The organism is Paenarthrobacter ilicis (assembly GCF_016907545.1).
Taxonomy (GTDB): Bacteria; Actinomycetota; Actinomycetes; order Actinomycetales; family Micrococcaceae; genus Arthrobacter; species Arthrobacter ilicis.
This window is the reverse complement of the sequence record NZ_JAFBCD010000001.1, coordinates 2499880-2517718: the sequence shown is the minus strand read 5'-3', so window position 1 is coordinate 2517718 and position 17839 is coordinate 2499880. Positions and strand designations below refer to the sequence as shown.

Annotated in this window: 13 protein-coding genes; 11 read left to right on the top strand and 2 right to left on the bottom strand. The window is 61.7% G+C overall.

The features are described 5' to 3' along the window. Window positions 1-18 precede the first annotated feature (18 nt). Both JOE60_RS11495 and JOE60_RS11490 read right to left on the bottom strand, forming a co-directional pair. Window positions 19-459: a DUF6188 family protein gene (locus tag JOE60_RS11495; RefSeq protein ID WP_167263022.1), complete on the bottom strand. Its 441-nt coding sequence runs from the start codon at window positions 457-459 to the stop codon at window positions 19-21. A gap of 114 nt (window positions 460-573) precedes the next feature. Continuing rightward, window positions 574-915 carry a DUF7674 family protein gene (locus tag JOE60_RS11490; protein WP_167263020.1) on the bottom strand — a complete coding sequence of 114 codons (342 nt, stop codon included), beginning with the start codon at window positions 913-915 and terminating at the stop codon, window positions 574-576. 2988 nt (window positions 916-3903) lie between these two features. Here JOE60_RS11490 and argS point away from each other — a divergent pair. The 11 genes from argS (at window position 3904) to JOE60_RS11435 (ending at window position 17641) form a co-directional block, all read left to right on the top strand. After that, window positions 3904-5553 carry an arginine--tRNA ligase gene (argS, locus tag JOE60_RS11485; protein ID WP_167263018.1) on the top strand — a complete coding sequence of 550 codons (1650 nt, stop codon included), beginning with the start codon at window positions 3904-3906 and terminating at the stop codon, window positions 5551-5553. 4 nt (window positions 5554-5557) lie between these two features. Then, window positions 5558-7030 carry a diaminopimelate decarboxylase gene (lysA, locus tag JOE60_RS11480; protein WP_167263016.1) on the top strand — a complete coding sequence of 491 codons (1473 nt, stop codon included), beginning with the start codon at window positions 5558-5560 and terminating at the stop codon, window positions 7028-7030. Continuing rightward, window positions 7023-8339, top strand: coding sequence for a homoserine dehydrogenase (locus tag JOE60_RS11475; protein ID WP_167263014.1), 1317 nt, complete (start codon window positions 7023-7025; stop codon window positions 8337-8339). Before lysA ends, JOE60_RS11475 begins: the two co-directional genes overlap by 8 nt. Next, window positions 8340-9443: a threonine synthase gene (gene thrC / locus JOE60_RS11470; protein WP_167263012.1), complete on the top strand. Its 1104-nt coding sequence runs from the start codon at window positions 8340-8342 to the stop codon at window positions 9441-9443. It begins immediately after the preceding gene. Window positions 9444-9445: 2 nt separating this feature from the next. Continuing rightward, entirely contained in the window at window positions 9446-10420 is a 975-nt protein-coding gene (gene thrB / locus JOE60_RS11465; RefSeq protein ID WP_167263010.1) for a homoserine kinase, read from the top strand. A gap of 301 nt (window positions 10421-10721) precedes the next feature. Continuing rightward, the gene (gene rho / locus JOE60_RS11460; protein ID WP_167263008.1) at window positions 10722-12908 is read left to right on the top strand and encodes a transcription termination factor Rho; all 2187 of its coding nucleotides are present in this window, start codon (window positions 10722-10724) and stop codon (window positions 12906-12908) included. A 174-nt stretch (window positions 12909-13082) separates the two neighbouring features. Then, window positions 13083-14156, top strand: a complete 1074-nt coding sequence (gene prfA, locus JOE60_RS11455) for a peptide chain release factor 1 (RefSeq protein WP_167263006.1) — start codon at window positions 13083-13085, stop codon at window positions 14154-14156. A gap of 31 nt (window positions 14157-14187) precedes the next feature. Further along, window positions 14188-15078, top strand: coding sequence for a peptide chain release factor N(5)-glutamine methyltransferase (prmC, locus tag JOE60_RS11450; protein WP_167263004.1), 891 nt, complete (start codon window positions 14188-14190; stop codon window positions 15076-15078). Window positions 15079-15090: 12 nt separating this feature from the next. Then, window positions 15091-15888: an L-threonylcarbamoyladenylate synthase gene (locus JOE60_RS11445; protein ID WP_167263002.1), complete on the top strand. Its 798-nt coding sequence runs from the start codon at window positions 15091-15093 to the stop codon at window positions 15886-15888. Further along, on the top strand, window positions 15885-16685 hold the full coding sequence (locus JOE60_RS11440; RefSeq protein WP_167263000.1) for a WecB/TagA/CpsF family glycosyltransferase: 801 nt from the start codon (window positions 15885-15887) through the stop codon (window positions 16683-16685). Before JOE60_RS11445 ends, JOE60_RS11440 begins: the two co-directional genes overlap by 4 nt. Further along, complete coding sequence (locus tag JOE60_RS11435) at window positions 16685-17641, top strand: glycosyltransferase (protein ID WP_167262998.1); 957 nt, start codon at window positions 16685-16687, stop codon at window positions 17639-17641. The genes JOE60_RS11440 and JOE60_RS11435 overlap by 1 nt, the downstream gene beginning before the upstream one ends. The last annotated feature ends 198 nt before the right edge of the window (window positions 17642-17839 follow it).

Here is a 17839-nt window from a genome sequence, read left to right as displayed (position 1 = left end):
CACTTCCAAGTGCCGCCTTTAGGGATCCGTCAACGTGCTGCCCCAAAGGGCTAGCTCGCCACCGGGCGTGGACACGATCAGTAGTCCGTCCGGCCCGGTGACGTTCCATGCTTCGTATGCCGACTTGGGTTCCGGCACTACACTCAGCCGGAAGCCGTCCTGAAGGACAATTTCAAGCCGTCCGTCGTCGAACGCTTTTGCCTCGGCAACCACCTTGGATCGTGATAGCGGCAGAACGGGACTGAGCTGATCGAAACCGCCGCCCGGATCGATGACGTGTGAAGTGCCATCGGGGTGTTCGAGAACGAAGCTCTCCTCGATGGTGATTCTGAGGTGTTCGAGAACCAAAGTTACCTGGAAATCCAGGACGAGTTGCAGGATGAGTTGCCCGCTCACCTCGAGAAGCCAGTAGCCCTCGAATCTCTGAGCCCCGCTCATGGACGCCGGAACATCTGCCACGTCGGCCCCCTTCCCATTACGCTCCACCCTAGCTCTGCCCATGGGCCGAATTCTCAAATGAAGACCGTCGCTCACGGCCGCGGGTTATCCAAAGGAGCGCCCCTTGCCGATCCTCTAACGTGGCTGCGAGAAAAACTGTTCGTACAACGCTTTCATTTTTGGTCCAAGAAGATGAACAACGCCAGCTCCTGGCTCCGAGGGCAAAGGGAGGTGTTCGATGAACGAGAACGCGATGACGTTGTCAACGGCATCCATCACATGTCCCACGCCCGCGAAGTGAACCTCCAACCATGACAAGAGTTGCAGAACCCGTAAGGGGTCGGAGTCCTGCTCCGCGACTACCCACCTGCAAATATCGGCGATCAGCAAGTGCGGCAGAAGCTCCCCGTCGTTGTTCTCTAGATGCTCCTCATAGCTCGGCCGCAGATGCGGATGATCGGCAATCAGCTCGCTCATGAATTGCCGCGAATCTCGAGTGCTCATAATGGTTCATCACATCCAGCGCTTCTCGCACATGCTTTCTGGTCTCTCGCGCTAATAATACGACGGCCATGACGGGGGCTTTTGGGTTAGACCGCGCCCGTTTACCGATCCTCTTGCGGGCCCCTCGAAAGCAGGGTGCCGAGTATGGCGAACGATTGGTGCGGACTCACAGTGGAGGCAAAACAACTCGCGTTTTTCCAAATTCGAGCGTGACCTCGGTGGAGACGTCTAAGTCAGCGGGAGTCTTGACTACGTATGTACGCGGGGCCATATCGGCTGAACAGTCTTGCCCGCCACGGGTTGCAAGGTTCAATTTAACGTGGTGGGGATTGAGGACCTCGATTGATGACGGGAAGGCAGGACAGCTTGAACTGCCGCTGAGGACGACAGCAAACTTTGCACCGGCATCCAGCCAGCCGGCCACGGGGACAGGAGAAGGGAACGATGGATCCTCGGCCCAGGAACCTGGATTAGCGGTAATCGCCTCGGACGGAAGTCCTCCGCTAAATTCAGATTCGGAAATTGTTGGCGGCGCAGCCGAACATCCGGTGAGTACTGCTGCCAAGCCGAATACCTTAAGCCGAAGTGAAGTCCCCATACAACCGAGGCTACGCTGTCGATCCTCTCAGGTGCCGGTCAAGCCCGTATCCTCCGCACGCCACCATGGTCCCTCTGGGGGATCCCTGACCGGGCGCTTGAAGTGCTCGGATTCATCCGAGACTCCTTCTATTGCCTAGTGCACGGAGCGCTCAGACTTTGCACTTTCTAGGCTCGTGATTCCAGGCGTTCCGGCGTAGTCTTTGCGTTCTTGACTATCTTCAGGAACTCATCCCGGGAAAGGTACGGTTCGCTAGGGTGCCGGATGACGCGCCCTGGGTAAGGGTCCCTCTGTTCCAATTTTTTGTTCCCGAATCTTTGCGTTGTATAGCCAGCTCGCTGTTCAGCTCGTTCCCGCTTTCCAACGCTACCGATGAGAACGACCGCCGGCAGCAATGTTAAACCGATTGCAACCATCAGAGATGTAGTAAACCAAGATTGCGGCACACCCGACGCGCTGCAGACAAAGGTTGTTGCGAGCACGACCAGGGCTGCCGTTGTGCACCGATACCGCCACACTAGAAGCTCATAGGCCGTCTTGCCAGGCAGCAGCTGACGCTCTGGAAAATCGCCCAACAGGTTAGTGCTCCGTATCTATTTGGTGCCGTGTCGGCACATTTCCAGTCTGCGTCTGGGGCTCGTGATGGCATTATGCCTTTGTGCTCACCGCCTTCGGCATTCTTCCCCGCTTAACGGGCGCACCGTGGGCTCATAGCGCAACCTCCGTACGTTGGAGAATCCACTACCGGTCGGTTAGGACCACGAAGATCGGTCAGGTCCGGGGAGTGCTTCCTCACTCGGTTTGCAAATACTTCCATCCAGGGAGACGTGCCTACAGCGAAGCACGAGGCCAGCGTCTTCCGACCAAAGCATGAACTCTATCCGCCAGCAACGCGTAGCCTCATCGAACGCTGCGGCGACTTCCGTGACCTCCGCGTAGCTCCAAGGCCCGGGAATGTCACTGAAGAAGCGCATCTCGGTCACCCCAGTACACCGCAGCGCATGGGCTGTAGTTCCGGAGTGATCGACAATTGATATTTCCAGGACGCACTCTTGGTCAACAGGATTGAAGGCAAAGCTATTTAGAATGCCACCCCACAGGGCGTTGGTGAAGCTCATGAGCAGATCCTGTCCTCAACATCAGCTAATCAATCGCGACCATTAGCTACCGATCGAACTTCTACCTGAGGTTTGATTCACGGGAACATGAGGGCGCAAAGGTCGTAACGGGATAATAGGCCTCATAGCGAAGATTCTTGGCTCTCAACACCGCCCGCAAGACGGTCGGCTAGCGAGGCGGTCCTAGCCACCAGCCCGCTTCTGCTTAGTAGATGTGTAGATGTGCGTGAAGTAGACGCCGTAGGCGCTGGCGTGCGAGAACTCCGACAGGTCTAAATCGCCGCTTCTCTCGAACTCTGACCATAGATTCGCCCCAACAGACTCCCAGGGCGTCGGACCGCAGCCGCAACACCAGGGGAACGACTTCGACATCCATCCCAGGACGAACCGAACGGTGGTGTCAAACTCGGAAGCCGATGTGAGGTAGGCCCGTAAGAAAATCAGGTTCGCTGCAGGACCACCACTCGATGAATGCGAGCCTGAGCGCCGTTTCCTCGTCCGGGGAAGGGAACGCCGACGGTCAAGCAACGCTTCGCGCGATGCGGACAATACTCCCGGGCGCTCCAACTCAATGGCTTCCCGCAATGACAAGGGCCGTTTCTCATTTACGTCGAGATCCTACGACACCTGTTTCGGCTGAATGGGCGCCCGGAAGCCGGTCCTCTACCGGCCGCCGTGCCGCCCCAAATGTCGCTCACCTAATTTGCGCCATTCCGCGGAATGAGAATCCCGTGAGACCCGCTCGAAACTGCCCGGTGAAGGTCCCCTCAACGCTTCAGCCGGAATCCTGGTTATCTGCCACGCCCGTGTCTCCACCAACTTTCAGGATCTGGCCGACCAGTGGGGGATACACGCCCGGCCGCCGGCTCCTACCCGGACGCTACCTCGTCGATCACGGATTCACCGGTACCCAACGCGAAACGGCCCGGCCTTGGCGAAGCCCTCGCTACCCGCTGGAAGGGGGACACCCTTGTTTGTGATCAAGCCCCACCGCCTCCCCGCTGACTGCCGGGCTCCAGTGACCATGCAGATGAAGTTGCCCGTTAGTCGCCGCCTTTTAACTTGGGTGAAAGCATCCGCGACTCCCGTGGCCTTCTGTCCAGCGGGCCAGCGTGTCCATTGCGGACTTACCTACAGGGATGTCAGTGCAGTCCTCTTTCTGAAAACGGAGTTACAGCTTATTGAGCTATCCACATCCGCAAGCCTCAATTCCGCGACTTTGCGGCCCCCCGGTAGGCTGGATGCGTGACTCCCGAAGAACTCTCTGCTGCCATATCCGCCTGCCTCAAAGACGCCGTCTCCGCCGGTGACATCGCGTTGACGGAAACGTCCGTGCCTGACGCGGTGCGGGTGGAGCGACCCAAGAACCGGGACCACGGAGATTGGGCCACCAACATCGCCCTCCAGCTGGCCAAGCAGGCAGGCATGAATCCGCGTGAATTCGCGGGCGTGCTGAGCCAGCGCCTCCAGTCCATCCCGGGTGTCACAAGGGTGGATATTGCCGGCCCGGGCTTCCTTAACATCACAGTGGACGCTGCTGCGGCGGGCACCCTGGCAAAAGCCATTGTTGAGGCCGGCACTGCCTACGGAACCAACACGGCGCTCGCAGGCCACGTGATCAACATGGAATTTGTTTCGGCGAATCCCACCGGCCCGCTCCACATCGGCCACACCCGCTGGGCCGCGTTGGGCGATGCCATCGCCCGTGTACTGCGTGCCTCCGGAGCGGATGTTACGGCCGAGTATTACATCAACGACGCCGGCTCGCAGATGAACGTTTTTGCCAACTCCGTCCTTTCACGGCTGCATGGCCGTGGCGTCCCTGAGGGCGGATACCCGGGCGAATATATCCGGGAGCTCGGCGATGAAGTGCTGAAGGCCCACCCGGGGATCCGGGAACTGACTGATGAAGCGGCGTTGCCCGTAATCCGTGCCGCCGCTTACGAAGCGCAGATGGCGGATATCAAAGCCACGCTGGCTGACTTCGGCGTTGAGTTCGACGTCTTCTTCTCCGAGAAGGAACTGCACGACGCCGGTGCGATCGAATCGGCCGTAGCCCGTCTACGCGAGCAGGGCCACGTTTTCGACGACGGCGGTGCGGTCTGGCTGCGGACCACCGACTTCAGCGATGACAAAGACCGCGTCATGATCCGCGCCAACGGCGAACCTACGTACTTTGCGGCCGATGCCGCGTACTACCTCTCCAAGAAGGACCGCGGGTTCACGGAGAAGATTTACCTGTTGGGCGCAGACCACCACGGATATATCAACCGACTGAAGGCCATCGCGGCGTGCGCCGGAGACGATCCCGAGGTCAACATCGAGGTGCTGATCGGCCAGCTTGTCTCGGTCAACGGTGCCAAGTTGTCCAAGCGCGCCGGAAACATCATCGAGCTCAAGGACCTGATCTCCTGGCTTGGCAAGGACGCTGTCCGGTACTCGCTGGCCCGCTTCCCGGCCGACTCCCCGTTGACGCTGGATCCTGAACTGCTGAAGAAGAACACCAACGAGAACCCGGTGTTCTATGTGCAGTACGCTCACGCCCGGTCCCGCAGCACCGCACTGGGCGCTGCTGCGGCCGGAGTGGACCGTTCCGTTTTCGATGCTTCCCTGCTGGATCACGAAACCGAAAATGAATTGCTTTCCGTCCTGGGCAGCTACCCGTCAATCGTTGCCAAAGCAGCGGAACTCCGGGAGCCGCACCGCGTGGCCCGCCACCTCGAAGTCATCGCCGGTGCTTACCACCGCTGGTACACCGTGTGCCGTGTGGCGCCGCTGGGTGGAGAACCCGTGGAGGACGTCAACCGCACGCGCCTGTGGCTGAACGACGCCACGAGCCAGGTACTTGCCAACGGACTCGGACTGCTGGGCGTTTCCGCGCCGGAACGGATGTAAGAAGATGAGCACAACCACTGAGCATGCTTCACCGCTCGCGCCGGAATGGTTGGATGTCCCGTCGGACATCAACGCCCTGCACCCGAAGCTCTGGGCTGAAGGTGTCGAAAAGAATGCCGACGGCGAACTGACCATTGACGGCATGACCGTCAGTGACCTCAAAGCCCGGTTTGGGACACCGCTTTTTGTGATGAGCGAATTCGACTTCCGCGCGCGCGCCAAAGCATTTAAAACAGCCTTCGACGACGCCTTTGCCGACCTTTGCGGGGGAGTGGACGTCTACTATGCCGGCAAGTCCTTCCTGTGCACGGCCGTGGCCAGCTGGGTAGCCGAAGAGGGCCTCCGCCTCGACACATGTTCCGGCGGCGAACTCGCTGTTGCTGCGCGCGCGGGCATCGACGGTGCCAACCTCGGATTGCACGGCAACAACAAGTCCGACGCCGAGATCAACCGGGCCCTGGACATGGGGCTTGGCAGGATTGTGGTGGACAGCCTGGATGAGCTTGAACGCGTCGCAGCCATTGCTTCCAACCGGGGCGAGGTAGCCAAGGTCATGCTGCGGCTGACACCCGGGGTGCACGCCCACACGCACGAGTTCATAGCTACGGCACATGAAGACCAGAAGTTCGGGCTCTCCATGGCAGGGGACTCCACCGACCAGGCAGGTTTGTCCGCCGCCGAGGAAGCAGTGGCAGCCGCGACTTCATACCCGGGCATTGAGCTTCTGGGGCTGCACTGCCACATTGGCTCGCAAATCTTCGAACCGGATGGCTTTGCTGTCGCAGCAGAGAAACTGCTGGGCTTCCTCGCTGCCATGCAGACCAAGTACTCCATCGTGATGCCGGAACTGGATCTCGGAGGCGGCTACGGTATTGCCTACACGCCGGTGGACACCCCCCGTCCCCCCGCCGAAATCGCGCAGGCGATGGCCGCCGTCGTGCGTTCCACCTGCGAAACCCTTGGTATCAAGTCTCCGCGGATTTCGATCGAACCTGGCCGCGCGATCGTAGGCAGCAGTACCTTCACGCTTTACGAGGTGGGCACCCGCAAAACCGTTCGCGTCGATGCCCCGGACCACGGAACGGAGGGGCAGAACGTTACGTATCCCCGCCGCTATGTGTCAGTGGACGGGGGGATGAGCGACAACGCCCGACCGGTGCTTTACGACGCGGATTATTCAGCAATTTTGGCCTCCCGCGATTCTAGCGATTCTCCGCAGCTGTCCCGAGTAGTGGGCAAACATTGCGAGAGCGGCGACATAGTTGTTAGAGATGTATATCTGCCCGCGGACGTGGCAGCCGGTGATTTGCTCGCAGTACCGGGTACCGGCGCCTACTGCTGGGCCCTCTCCAGCAATTACAACTACCTGGCCAGGCCTGGCGTTGTCGCTGTACGCGACGGAGCCGCCCGGCTCATTGTCCGCGGGGAAACCGAAGAAGATCTCTTGAACCGCGACATGGGAGTGGCGAATGTCTGAAGTGCGAACCTTGAAGGTGGCCCTGCTGGGTTGTGGCAACGTTGGGGCCCAGGTTGCGCGGATTCTGATTGACGACGCCGACGCCCTGGCAGCCCGCAGCGGAGCGCGGCTGGAACTCTCCGGGATTGCTGTGCGCAACGTCGACAGCCAGCGTGACGTGGAACTGCCCCGCGAGCTTTTCACCACCGACGCCGACACGCTGGTCAAGGACGCGGACCTGGTGATTGAGCTCATGGGCGGGATCGAACCCGCGCGGTCCCTGATCCTCACGGCCATCCAAAACGGAGCCTGCGTGGTGACCGGAAACAAGGCACTGCTGGCCCAGGACGGCCCCACTCTGTACGAAGAGGCCGACAAAGCCGGTGTGCAGCTTTCCTACGAGGCAGCGGTAGCAGGCGCGATCCCCATCCTCCGACCCATCCGTGACAGCCTCTCCGGTGACCGCATCACCCGCGTTCTGGGAATCGTCAACGGCACCACCAACTTCATCCTTGACCAGATGGACACCACCGGCGCCCAGTTTTCCGATGCCTTGGCTGAAGCACAGCGGCTCGGCTACGCCGAAGCGGACCCCACTGCCGATGTGGAAGGCCACGATGCCGCGGCGAAGGCCGCCATTTTGGCCTCATTGTCGTTCCACACGCGGTTCTCCTTGGATGACGTTTTCTGCGAAGGCATCACCAAGGTCAGCGCCGCCGATATCGCATCGGCCAAGGAAGCCGGCTTTGTCATCAAGCTTCTGGCCATTGCCGAGAAGATCGATTCCGAGGACAACGGCGGCGGTATCTCCGTGCGCGTCCACCCCACGCTTCTTCCGCGCGAACACCCCTTGGCCGCAGTCCGGGGCGCCTTCAATGCGGTCTTCATCGAGGCCGAAAACGCCGGCGAACTCATGTTCTATGGGCAGGGAGCGGGCGGAACCCCCACCGCCTCTGCAGTCCTTGGCGACCTCGTGTCTGCCGCCCGCCGGTTGGTGCTCGGGGGACCGGGCCGCACGGAAACCACCACCGGGCATGTTCCGGCACTCCCTGTCGCCGCTTCCACCACGAGTTACTACATTGGCCTCGATGTAGCTGACCAAGCCGGGGTACTGGCCCGGATTGCCCACATCTTCGCGGAGAACGGCGTATCGATCGAGATCATGCGCCAGACGATCCACCGCGATTCCGGGGCCCACGGCCAAACCGCGGAACTGAAAATCGTCACGCACCGTGCATCCGAAGCTGCACTCGCAGCAACCGTCGAGGCTGTGAAGGGCCTTGACGTCATCAATTCTGTGACATCCGTACTGCGGGTAGAAGGGGTCTAAGTGGCTCACCAATGGCGCGGAGTAATCCGCGAATACGCTGATCGTTTGCCGGTAACGGAGGCCACAAAGGTCATCACCCTCGGGGAGGGTGGAACACCCCTGGTACACGCGCAGAAGCTTTCAGAGCTCACCGGCTCCGAGGTTTACCTCAAGGTGGAGGGCATGAACCCCACAGGATCCTTCAAGGACCGTGGCATGACCATGGCCATGACCGCCGCCGTGGAAGCCGGTGCACAGGCAGTCGTGTGTGCCTCAACCGGCAACACCTCTGCATCTGCAGCCGCCTACGCCACCGCTGCCGGCCTGAAATGTGCCGTGCTGGTTCCGGAGGGCAAAATCTCCATGGGCAAGCTGAGCCAGGCAATCGCCCACGGCGCCACGCTGCTGCAGGTTGACGGGAACTTCGACAACTGCCTCGACATCGCCCGTAAGTTGGGCGAGTCCTACCCGGTGTTCCTGGTGAACTCCGTCAACCCCGCACGCATCCAGGGCCAGAAGACCGGTGCCTTCGAGGTTGTGGACTCCCTGGGGGATGCCCCGGACATCCATGTGCTGCCCGTCGGCAACGCCGGTAACATCACCGCCTACTGGAAGGGTTACAAGGAGTACTCCGCGCCCTTCGAATCCGCCAACGGCACTCTTCCCGCAGTGTCCACCAAGACGCCTGCCATGTGGGGCTTCCAGGCCGCCGGTGCAGCGCCTTTCGTGGCTGGACACCCGATCACCGAACCGGACACCATTGCCACCGCCATCCGCATCGGCAACCCCGCATCGTGGGAAACGGCTGTTGCAGCACGTGACGAGTCCGGAGGACTGATTGAAGCTGTCACCGACGACGAGATCCTCGCAGCCCACCGCTGGCTCTCTTCCAAGGAGGGAGTCTTCGTGGAACCCGGATCAGCTGCCGGCGTTGCAGGCCTGATCAAGAAGCATGCTGCAGGCGAAGTTCCGTCGGGCAAGACCATTGTCATCACCGTTACCGGACACGGCTTGAAGGACCCGCAGTGGGCTCTTCGTACGGAGGACGGCAGCGATGTCCAGCCCGTCAAGGTGTCCAACGATGTTGTTACCGTCGCGGCGGAACTGGGACTGGAAGAAAACTAAGAGTGGAATCATCGCAGCCCACCGCGACTGATCGTGCGCTTGTCGCGGCAGGCCAGCGGCTGACCGTCAATGTCCCCGGTACCAGTGCCAATCTGGGGCCCGGCTACGACAGCCTCGGCCTGGCACTGTCCATCTACGACACCTTGACGGTGGAAACCCTTGGCACCGGAGAGCTCGTGTTCGAGCTCTCCGGTGAGGGGGCGGAAACGCTCCCACGCGATGCCACCCACTTGGTGGTCCGTGCCATGGATTTGGCCTTTGAACGGCTCGGCTTCCAGCGTCCGGGCCTTAGGATCACCGCGGACAACGTCAATCCCCATGGTCGTGGCCTTGGATCGTCTGCCTCTGCAGTAGTGGCAGCCGTGACGGCTGCCAATGCGCTTGTACCTGAAAGTTCACAGCGTGGCCTTGACTGGATTCTTCAGCTGACCAGCGAAATCGAAGGCCATCCGGACAACGTCGCACCTGCGATTTTTGGCGGACTGGCGCTGTCATGGCAGGACAGCGAGCAGTACAGCAGTACGCGTGCCGAGGTCTCTGGTGCTGTGGTCCCCGTGGTGGCTGTTCCGGATTACGAACTGTCCACGGAAACTGCACGGGGATTGCTTCCGGCGTCGGTGGGACACCATGCGGCCGCCATGAATTCAGGACGCGCGGCCTTGCTCATCCACGCGCTGACCAGGCAGCCCGACCTCCTGCTACCGGGGACCGAGGACTACCTCCACCAGAGCTACCGTGCACAGGCCATGCGTCCCAGCGCCGATCTCATTGCTGCCCTGCGTTCGGCGGGCCATGCAGCAGTGGTTTCCGGCGCAGGACCAACGGTGATGGTGCTGTCCAACGGCGCCGACAAAGCAGCCGAGGCGAGTGAATTCATTCGCTCCTACACAGCGGCCAACACACCCGACGTTGCTTGGCGTGTGATGACGCTGGCTGTGGACGATCAAGGTGCTAGAGTGGAAGTGCACCGCCGGTAAAACCGCGGGCAGTTCCCTGATTTTGGATCTCGGTGTCTCACCGTTCCTTTCGTCAACTGTGCCAACGTTGGTGGTGTCGTCTCTTTCCGGCCTGTTTTAGGTGCCGCAGATCTCTCTGTTCCCTTCTTTTTCAGTCGGCTGTCCGGGTAACCGGATCAGGTGAGACGGTCAACATCGGCCCTGGTGGCCACAATCCATCAGGCCCGGCCAAAATCACCGGTTGCAGATCTGAACTGCAACCCTGAACACATCATCGCGTCCAGCTCTCGCTCTGGACGCCGTCGAGGGGGAAGGATCCTTCGTGACAGAAACCACTGAGCTGGCTTCAGCTGTGGACACAACATCTTCTGCTGCAGAGTCAACGGCAGCAACCACCAAGAGCAGCGGCCTTGCAGGCCTTAAGCTCGCCCAGCTTCAGGCTCTTGCCAGCCAGCTGGGCATTTCCGGGGGATCCCGCATGCGTAAGGGTGACTTGGTGACTGCCATTTCTGCCCATCGCGCAGGCAGCTCCACGTCCAAGGCACCTGCCAAGGCCACCGCCACCAAGAGCAGTGCCGCCGCAGCCAAGTCTGCTCCGGCAGCCGAGCCCAAGGCCGATGTTGCCCCCGTAGCCGGCGAGGTTGCCGACGCACCTGCGCAGGAAGCTCCCCGTGCCCGCGGTCGTGGCCGCAGCCGCCGTGCAACCAGCGACGGCGTCGTGGCAGCCCCCGAGGCCGCAAGCACCGCCGTCGAACCTTCAGTGGAACCTGCGGCAGAGACCCCCGTGGCTGCCGAAGCCGCGGAGGCTAATGGCGAGCGTCGCCAGCCCCGCACCCGGAACCGTCGTCGCGGAGAAGCTGCCGCAGCACCCGTTGAAGCTACTGAGGCTCCTGCTGCAGAGCAGCGGACCGAGCAGCGTTCAGACCGCAACGAGCAGCGCTCAGACCGGAACGAGCAGCGCTCAGACCGGAACGAGCAGCGTTCAGACCGCAACGAACAGCGCTCAGACCGCAACGAACAGCGCTCAGACCGGAACGAGCAGCGTTCAGACAGGAACGAGCAGCGTTCAGACAGGAACGAGCAGTCCGAGTCAGGCGAGCAGCGCGGGCGTGACAACTCCCGCGGACGCCGCGAGGACAACAGCAACGACGGCGATGATACGGGCAACCGCAGGAACCGCCGCAACCGCCGTGAACGCAATGATTCCAACGACCGCAATGATCGCCGCGGCGGCCAGGACAGCCGTGACGGCAACAGCCGCAGCGACCGTTTCCGTGACCGCAACGAACGTCGCCGTGGGCGTTCGCAGGGGCCGGACGTTGATGACGTCGAAGTAACCGAGGACGACGTCCTGCTGCCTGTGGCCGGCATCCTGGATGTGCTGGAGAACTACGCGTTCATCCGTACGTCCGGCTACCTCCCCGGTGCAAATGACGTCTACGTCTCCTTGGCCCAGGTCAAGAAGTACAACCTCCGCAAGGGCGACGCCGTTGTAGGCGCCATCCGTGCACCGCGCGAAGGCGAAGACCGCAGCCAGCAGTCCGCGCGTCAGAAGTTCAACGCGCTGGTCCGCGTCACTTCCGTCAACGGCAAGACTCCGGAAGAGCTCAAGGACCGCGTCGAGTTCGCAAAGCTCGTCCCGCTGTACCCGTCCGAGCGCCTTCGCCTGGAAACCGACCCCAAGAAGATCGGCCCGCGTGTCATTGACCTCGTGGCTCCGATCGGCAAGGGCCAGCGTGGCCTGATTGTCTCCCCGCCCAAGGCTGGTAAGACCCTCATCCTGCAGTCGATCGCCAACGCCATCACCACCAACAATCCTGAGGTCCACCTCATGATGGTGCTCGTTGACGAACGTCCCGAAGAAGTCACGGACATGCAGCGCACAGTCAAGGGTGAGGTCATTGCCTCCACCTTCGACCGTCCCGCGGATGACCACACCACGGTTGCCGAGCTCTCCATCGAACGCGCCAAGCGCCTCGTGGAAATGGGCATGGACGTAGTGGTTCTTCTGGACTCCATGACCCGTCTGGGCCGTGCCTACAACCTGGCAGCACCGGCCTCCGGCCGCATCCTGTCCGGTGGTGTTGACTCCGCAGCGCTGTACCCGCCCAAGCGGTTCTTCGGTGCTGCCCGCAACATCGAAAACGGCGGTTCGCTGACCATCCTGGCAACGGCTCTGGTGGAGACCGGCTCCAAGATGGACGAAGTGATCTTCGAGGAGTTCAAGGGCACCGGCAACATGGAGCTCCGCCTGTCCCGCCAGCTCGCGGACAAGCGCATCTTCCCGGCAGTGGACGTCAACGCATCCGGCACGCGCCGCGAAGAGAACCTGCTCTCGCCCGAAGAAGTCAAGATCATGTGGAAGCTGCGCCGTGTCCTATCCGGACTGGAGCAGCAGCAGAGCCTTGAGCTGCTGACCAACAAGATCCGGGAAACACAGAGCAACGTCGAGTTCCTCATGCAGGTTCAGAAGACGACGCTTGGAGCAAAGTCGGACAACGACAAATAGCTGTTTTACTGAGCCGCTGATTCTGCTGTCCCCACCTTGGGGCCGGCAGAATCAGCGGCTCGTTCCGTTTTCGGCCCGCCTTCGCGTGCCGGTTGTTAATACTCGACGGCGGTAGTGTCACCTTCCGCTGTTCGCGCCACTAAACTTGGGCGCAGCGTTGAAAGGTCGTTCCAAATGTTTGAGTCCGTACAGGGATTGCTTGATGAGCATGCTGCCATTCAGGCGCAGCTCAGTGATCCTGCTGTTTATGCCGATCAGTCTGCTGCCAGGAAGTTGGGGCGGCGGTCTGCTCAGCTTCAGGGCATTGTGGAGGCGTACAACAAGTGGCGCGGGCTCAACGATGATCTTGAGGCTGCCAGCGAGATGGCAGACGAGGATCCCGAGTTCGCCGCTGAAGTAGTGCAGTTGGAAGAACAGATTCCGGCTGCGGAAGAACGTCTGCGCCGGCTCCTGATTCCGCGGGACCCTGATGATGCCCGCAACGTGATCCTGGAAGTCAAGGGCGGCGAAGGTGGCGACGAGGCTGCCCTGTTTGCCGGCGATCTCCTCCGCATGTACATGCGTTATGCCGAATCCCGCGGCTGGAAGACCGAGATGATCTCGGCCACCGAATCCGACCTTGGTGGCTACAAGGATGTCTCCGTCGCGATCAAGGGCAGCTCCAATGATCCGGCCGAAGGTGTCTTCGCGAGGTTGAAGTTCGAAGGTGGCGTCCACCGTGTTCAGCGCGTTCCCGTGACGGAATCGCAGGGCCGCATCCACACCTCCGCTGCAGGCGTCCTGGTGCTCCCCGAAGTGGACGAGCCCGAAGAGCTCGAAATCAACCAGAACGACCTCAAGATCGATGTCTACCGTTCTTCGGGACCGGGTGGACAGTCCGTCAACACCACGGACTCGGCTGTCCGCATCACCCACTTGCCTACCGGCATTGTGGTGGCCATGCAGAACGAGAAATCGCAGCTGCAGAACCGTGAAGCCGGCATGCGCGTCCTCCGTGCACGGCTCCTGGCCCACCAACAGGAACAGATTGATGCGGCCAACTCGGAACAGCGCAAGTCGCAGATCCGAACCATGGACCGTTCGGAGCGCATCCGCACGTACAACTTCCCGGAAAACCGCATCGCGGATCACCGGACGGGTTACAAGGCCTACAACCTTGACGCTGTCATGAACGGTGACCTTGAACCTGTCATCCAGTCAGCGATCGAAGCAGATGAGCAGGCACGCCTGGACGCCATCGGCGAGTAGCCCAGCCCCTCACCACCCAGCGGGAATATCCATGACGTTTTATCCTAGGCAAAGCCTCGCGGACGCCCTCCGCGAGGCCACTGCCGTGTTGAAAGAGGCCGGCGTGCCCAGTCCGCGCGTCGACGCCGAACTGTTGGCGGACCACCTCCTGGGTGTTGGCCTGGGGCGTTTGCGGGCCTTGGTCCTCACTGACGCGCCGGCGCCCGCGGGTTATGCGGAGTTGGTGGCAGAGCGCGCTGCCCGGGTTCCGTTGCAGCACATCACTGGCGTGGCGTACTTCCGCCACCTGGAACTCCGGGTTGGGCCAGGGGTCTTCATCCCCAGGCCGGAGACGGAATCCGTGGTGCAGTTGGTGATCGACCATCTGTCCGGCCTGATTGACGCCAACGCCGTTGATCACCCCAAAGTTGTTGATCTGGGGACGGGGTCCGGCGCCATAGCCGGTTCGATCGCCCACGAGGTACCCGCGGCGGAGGTCCATGCCGTGGAATATAGTACTTTTGCGCACGCCTGGGCTGCCAGGAACCTGGAGCCGTTGGGCGTCAGCCTCCTTCACGGCGACTTGCGCGATGCGCTGCAGGAACACAACGGCACCTTCGACGTCGTGGTGTCCAACCCGCCCTATATTCCGGCCGAAGCAATCCCCACAGAACCCGAAGTAGCCCTGCACGATCCCCCCGAGGCCTTGTACGGTGGGGGAGCGGACGGCATGGAACTTCCGACGGCGGCCGCAGCCTCTGCTGCGCGCCTGCTGAAACCCGGCGGCTACTTTGTGATGGAACACGCTGAGGTACAGGCAGCCTGGATAGCCGGGATGCTGGAACGTACGGGATATTGGCGGGACGTCACCACGCACATGGACCTGAATGGCAAGGAACGGGCCACCAGCGCTACGCTGGCGGGCGCCCGCCCCGATGAGTGAAAGAATAGCGCTGTGACCACAACCTATAACTGCACTTCCGACGACCAGCGTGCTGAAGGACTTCGGCACGCCCAGCGCGCCATCAGCGAAAAGAAGTGCATTGTGCTGCCCACGGATACCGTTTACGGCATCGGTGCAGATGCCTTCTCGCCGCTGGCAGTGACAATGTTGCTGGCCTCCAAGGGCCGCAGCCGCCAGATGCCGCCCCCCGTGCTGATTCCACGGATCAACGCGCTGGACGGTCTGGCCACCGATATCCCCGCCGACGCCAGGGCCTTGGCCCAGGCCTTTTGGCCGGGCGGCCTGACCCTTATCCTTCACGCCCAACCGTCCCTTGACTGGGATCTCGGCGAGACCAAGGGCACTGTTGCCTTGCGGATGCCTGATGACGAGATCGCCCTGGAACTTCTCGGCCTCACAGGGCCGCTTGCCGTCTCCTCCGCGAACCGCACGGGCCAGGAAGCTGCGCAGACTGCCGCGGAAGCGCGTCTGCAGTTGGCCGAGTCCGTCGAGGTGTACCTTGAAGGTGGCTTCCGGCCAGTCAAGGGCACAGCGGCTGTGCCCTCCACCATTGTTGACGCCACGTCCACGCCTTTCCGTGTGGCACGGCAGGGTGCCATCGAGTTGGAACAACTCCGCGGCATTGTCCCCTCCATTCTCGGTTTCGGAGAAGAGATCCCAGTGAGTGCCGGGACTGACGATCCGGCGGCCGCTGACCCTGAAACGGGCTCTCCCACACCCGCCAAGGAACCGGGCTCTCCCACACCCGCCAACGAACCGGGCTCTCCCACACCCGCCAAGCCGGAATGATTCCGCCCCGCCAACGCGTCCCCGTCCTTGACGTGGACGCAACTCCCATGCTCGTTGACGAACTCCTTGATGCCTTGGGGGTTTTGATAGCTTCCGGTAATACCGCCACGGTGCTGGGCCACAATCTCCACAGCGTCACTTTGCATCACTCGCGTGCAGACGTCCGGGAGCTCTATGGGAACAGCTCCATCATTTTGCTGGACGGTGCTCCCGTGGCCATGCTGTGGGGACGGGCACACCGCCAGGAGCTGGAGCAGGCATCGCAGGGCGTCATGGCGTATCGGCTGGGCTCCATGGATTGGATCCCGGAGCTGGGGAGGGTGGCCGGATTGGACCGCGTGGCCGTCGTTGGCGCCGGACGCGATGCCAACAACCGCGCAATAGCGCGCCTGCGGTCCATCCTGCCCGACGCTACCGTGGACGGAATGCCAGGGGAGGGGTGGGACAACAGGCTGGAGCAGGCCGCTGTTGACTGGCTCAGCACCTTCCGCCCGCAGCTGGTGCTGCTGGGTCTTGGAATGCCCCTGCAGGAAAGCGTCCTGCATCGCCAATTGGGGGGTCTCCCTCCGGCTGTGTATTGTGCTGTTGGCGGTGCCATTGAACAGGTAGCCGGTATCCAAAAGCTGGCTCCGCGCTGGTTGGGACGCCTTGGTCTTGAGTGGGCGTGGCGCCTGATTCTGCACCCGGGCCGCGTGGCCTACAGGGTGTTTGTGGAACCCTGGAAACTTGCCGCCCTCCTGATCCGTCGCCGACTGCGGCCCCACCAAACACCAAGTTCCAGACCGAAGGCTGATTAATGACGTCCCAAGCTGTTGTGGTTGCCGTTGTGGTGACTTATAACCGACGCGAACTTCTCGAGACCACGTTGGCCGGCATCACGGCGGGAACCCGGGTCCCGGATGCCATAGTGATCGTCAATAACGCGTCGACTGACCACACTGCCGCGTTCCTGGAGGGTTATCGCGGTCCCGTAGCCACCGACATCATCACCCTGAACAGCAACGTCGGCGGCGCCGGCGGGTTCGTCGTCGGTATGGAACGCGCGGTTCTGGACCACGGAGCTGACCACGTCTGGATCATGGATGACGACACGGAGCCCCAGGCCGGCGCGCTGCAGGAGGCTCTGGACGTCTCCACTGCCTACCAGCGGGAAACAGGTCAAGAACCGGGCTTCATCGCCAGCCGTGTTGTGTGGACCGACGGGCGGGATCACCCTATGAACCGCATGCGCCCCAGAATGCGGGCAGGCGAAGAACTGCGGAGCGCTGCAACCAAAGCAGGAGCCACCCAGATCCGTAGTGCGTCCTTTGTGTCGGTGCTGATCAGTGCCGATCACATCAGGCGGTACGGACTCCCGATCGCCGACTACTTCATTTGGAATGATGACCTCGAATACACTGCGCGGATTTCCCGGCAGGGTGTCGGCTTGACCACCAGCGCTTCGGTGGCCAACCATCACACCAAGGTTTTTGGTGACGCGGGCGCCGATCCCGGAGCGCGCTTCTACTACGAGGTCCGTAACAAGGTGTGGGTCTACACCCGGTCGCGAGCCTTGGCGCCGTGGGAAAAGGTTCTCTTTACCGGGGCGTCGTTGCGGAACTGGACCCGCACCATCGTGGCTTCACCCAACCGGAAACTCCTGTTGTCGGGGCTGTTGAAAGGCCTGAAGGACAGCCTGCGGGCGCCGCGTTCCAACGAAGAAGTACTGGACGGCATCTACGCTCTCCGTCCCGTCCAGAAGCAGGCCGGATAACATCGGTGAGGCGCAACCAGGTCATGCGAGGACGGTGTGACGCGGCTGCGTCGCCGGGGAAGTCACGGCCCATGGCATTAGTATCGTGATGAGAGTCCAACAGAAACCCGCAACATTCGGCACAGCCGGTGCAGGCATGGCGACGGAGTAGTTCCATTTACCAACAGACAGAATTCCACACCTTGAGGTGCCCGGAAA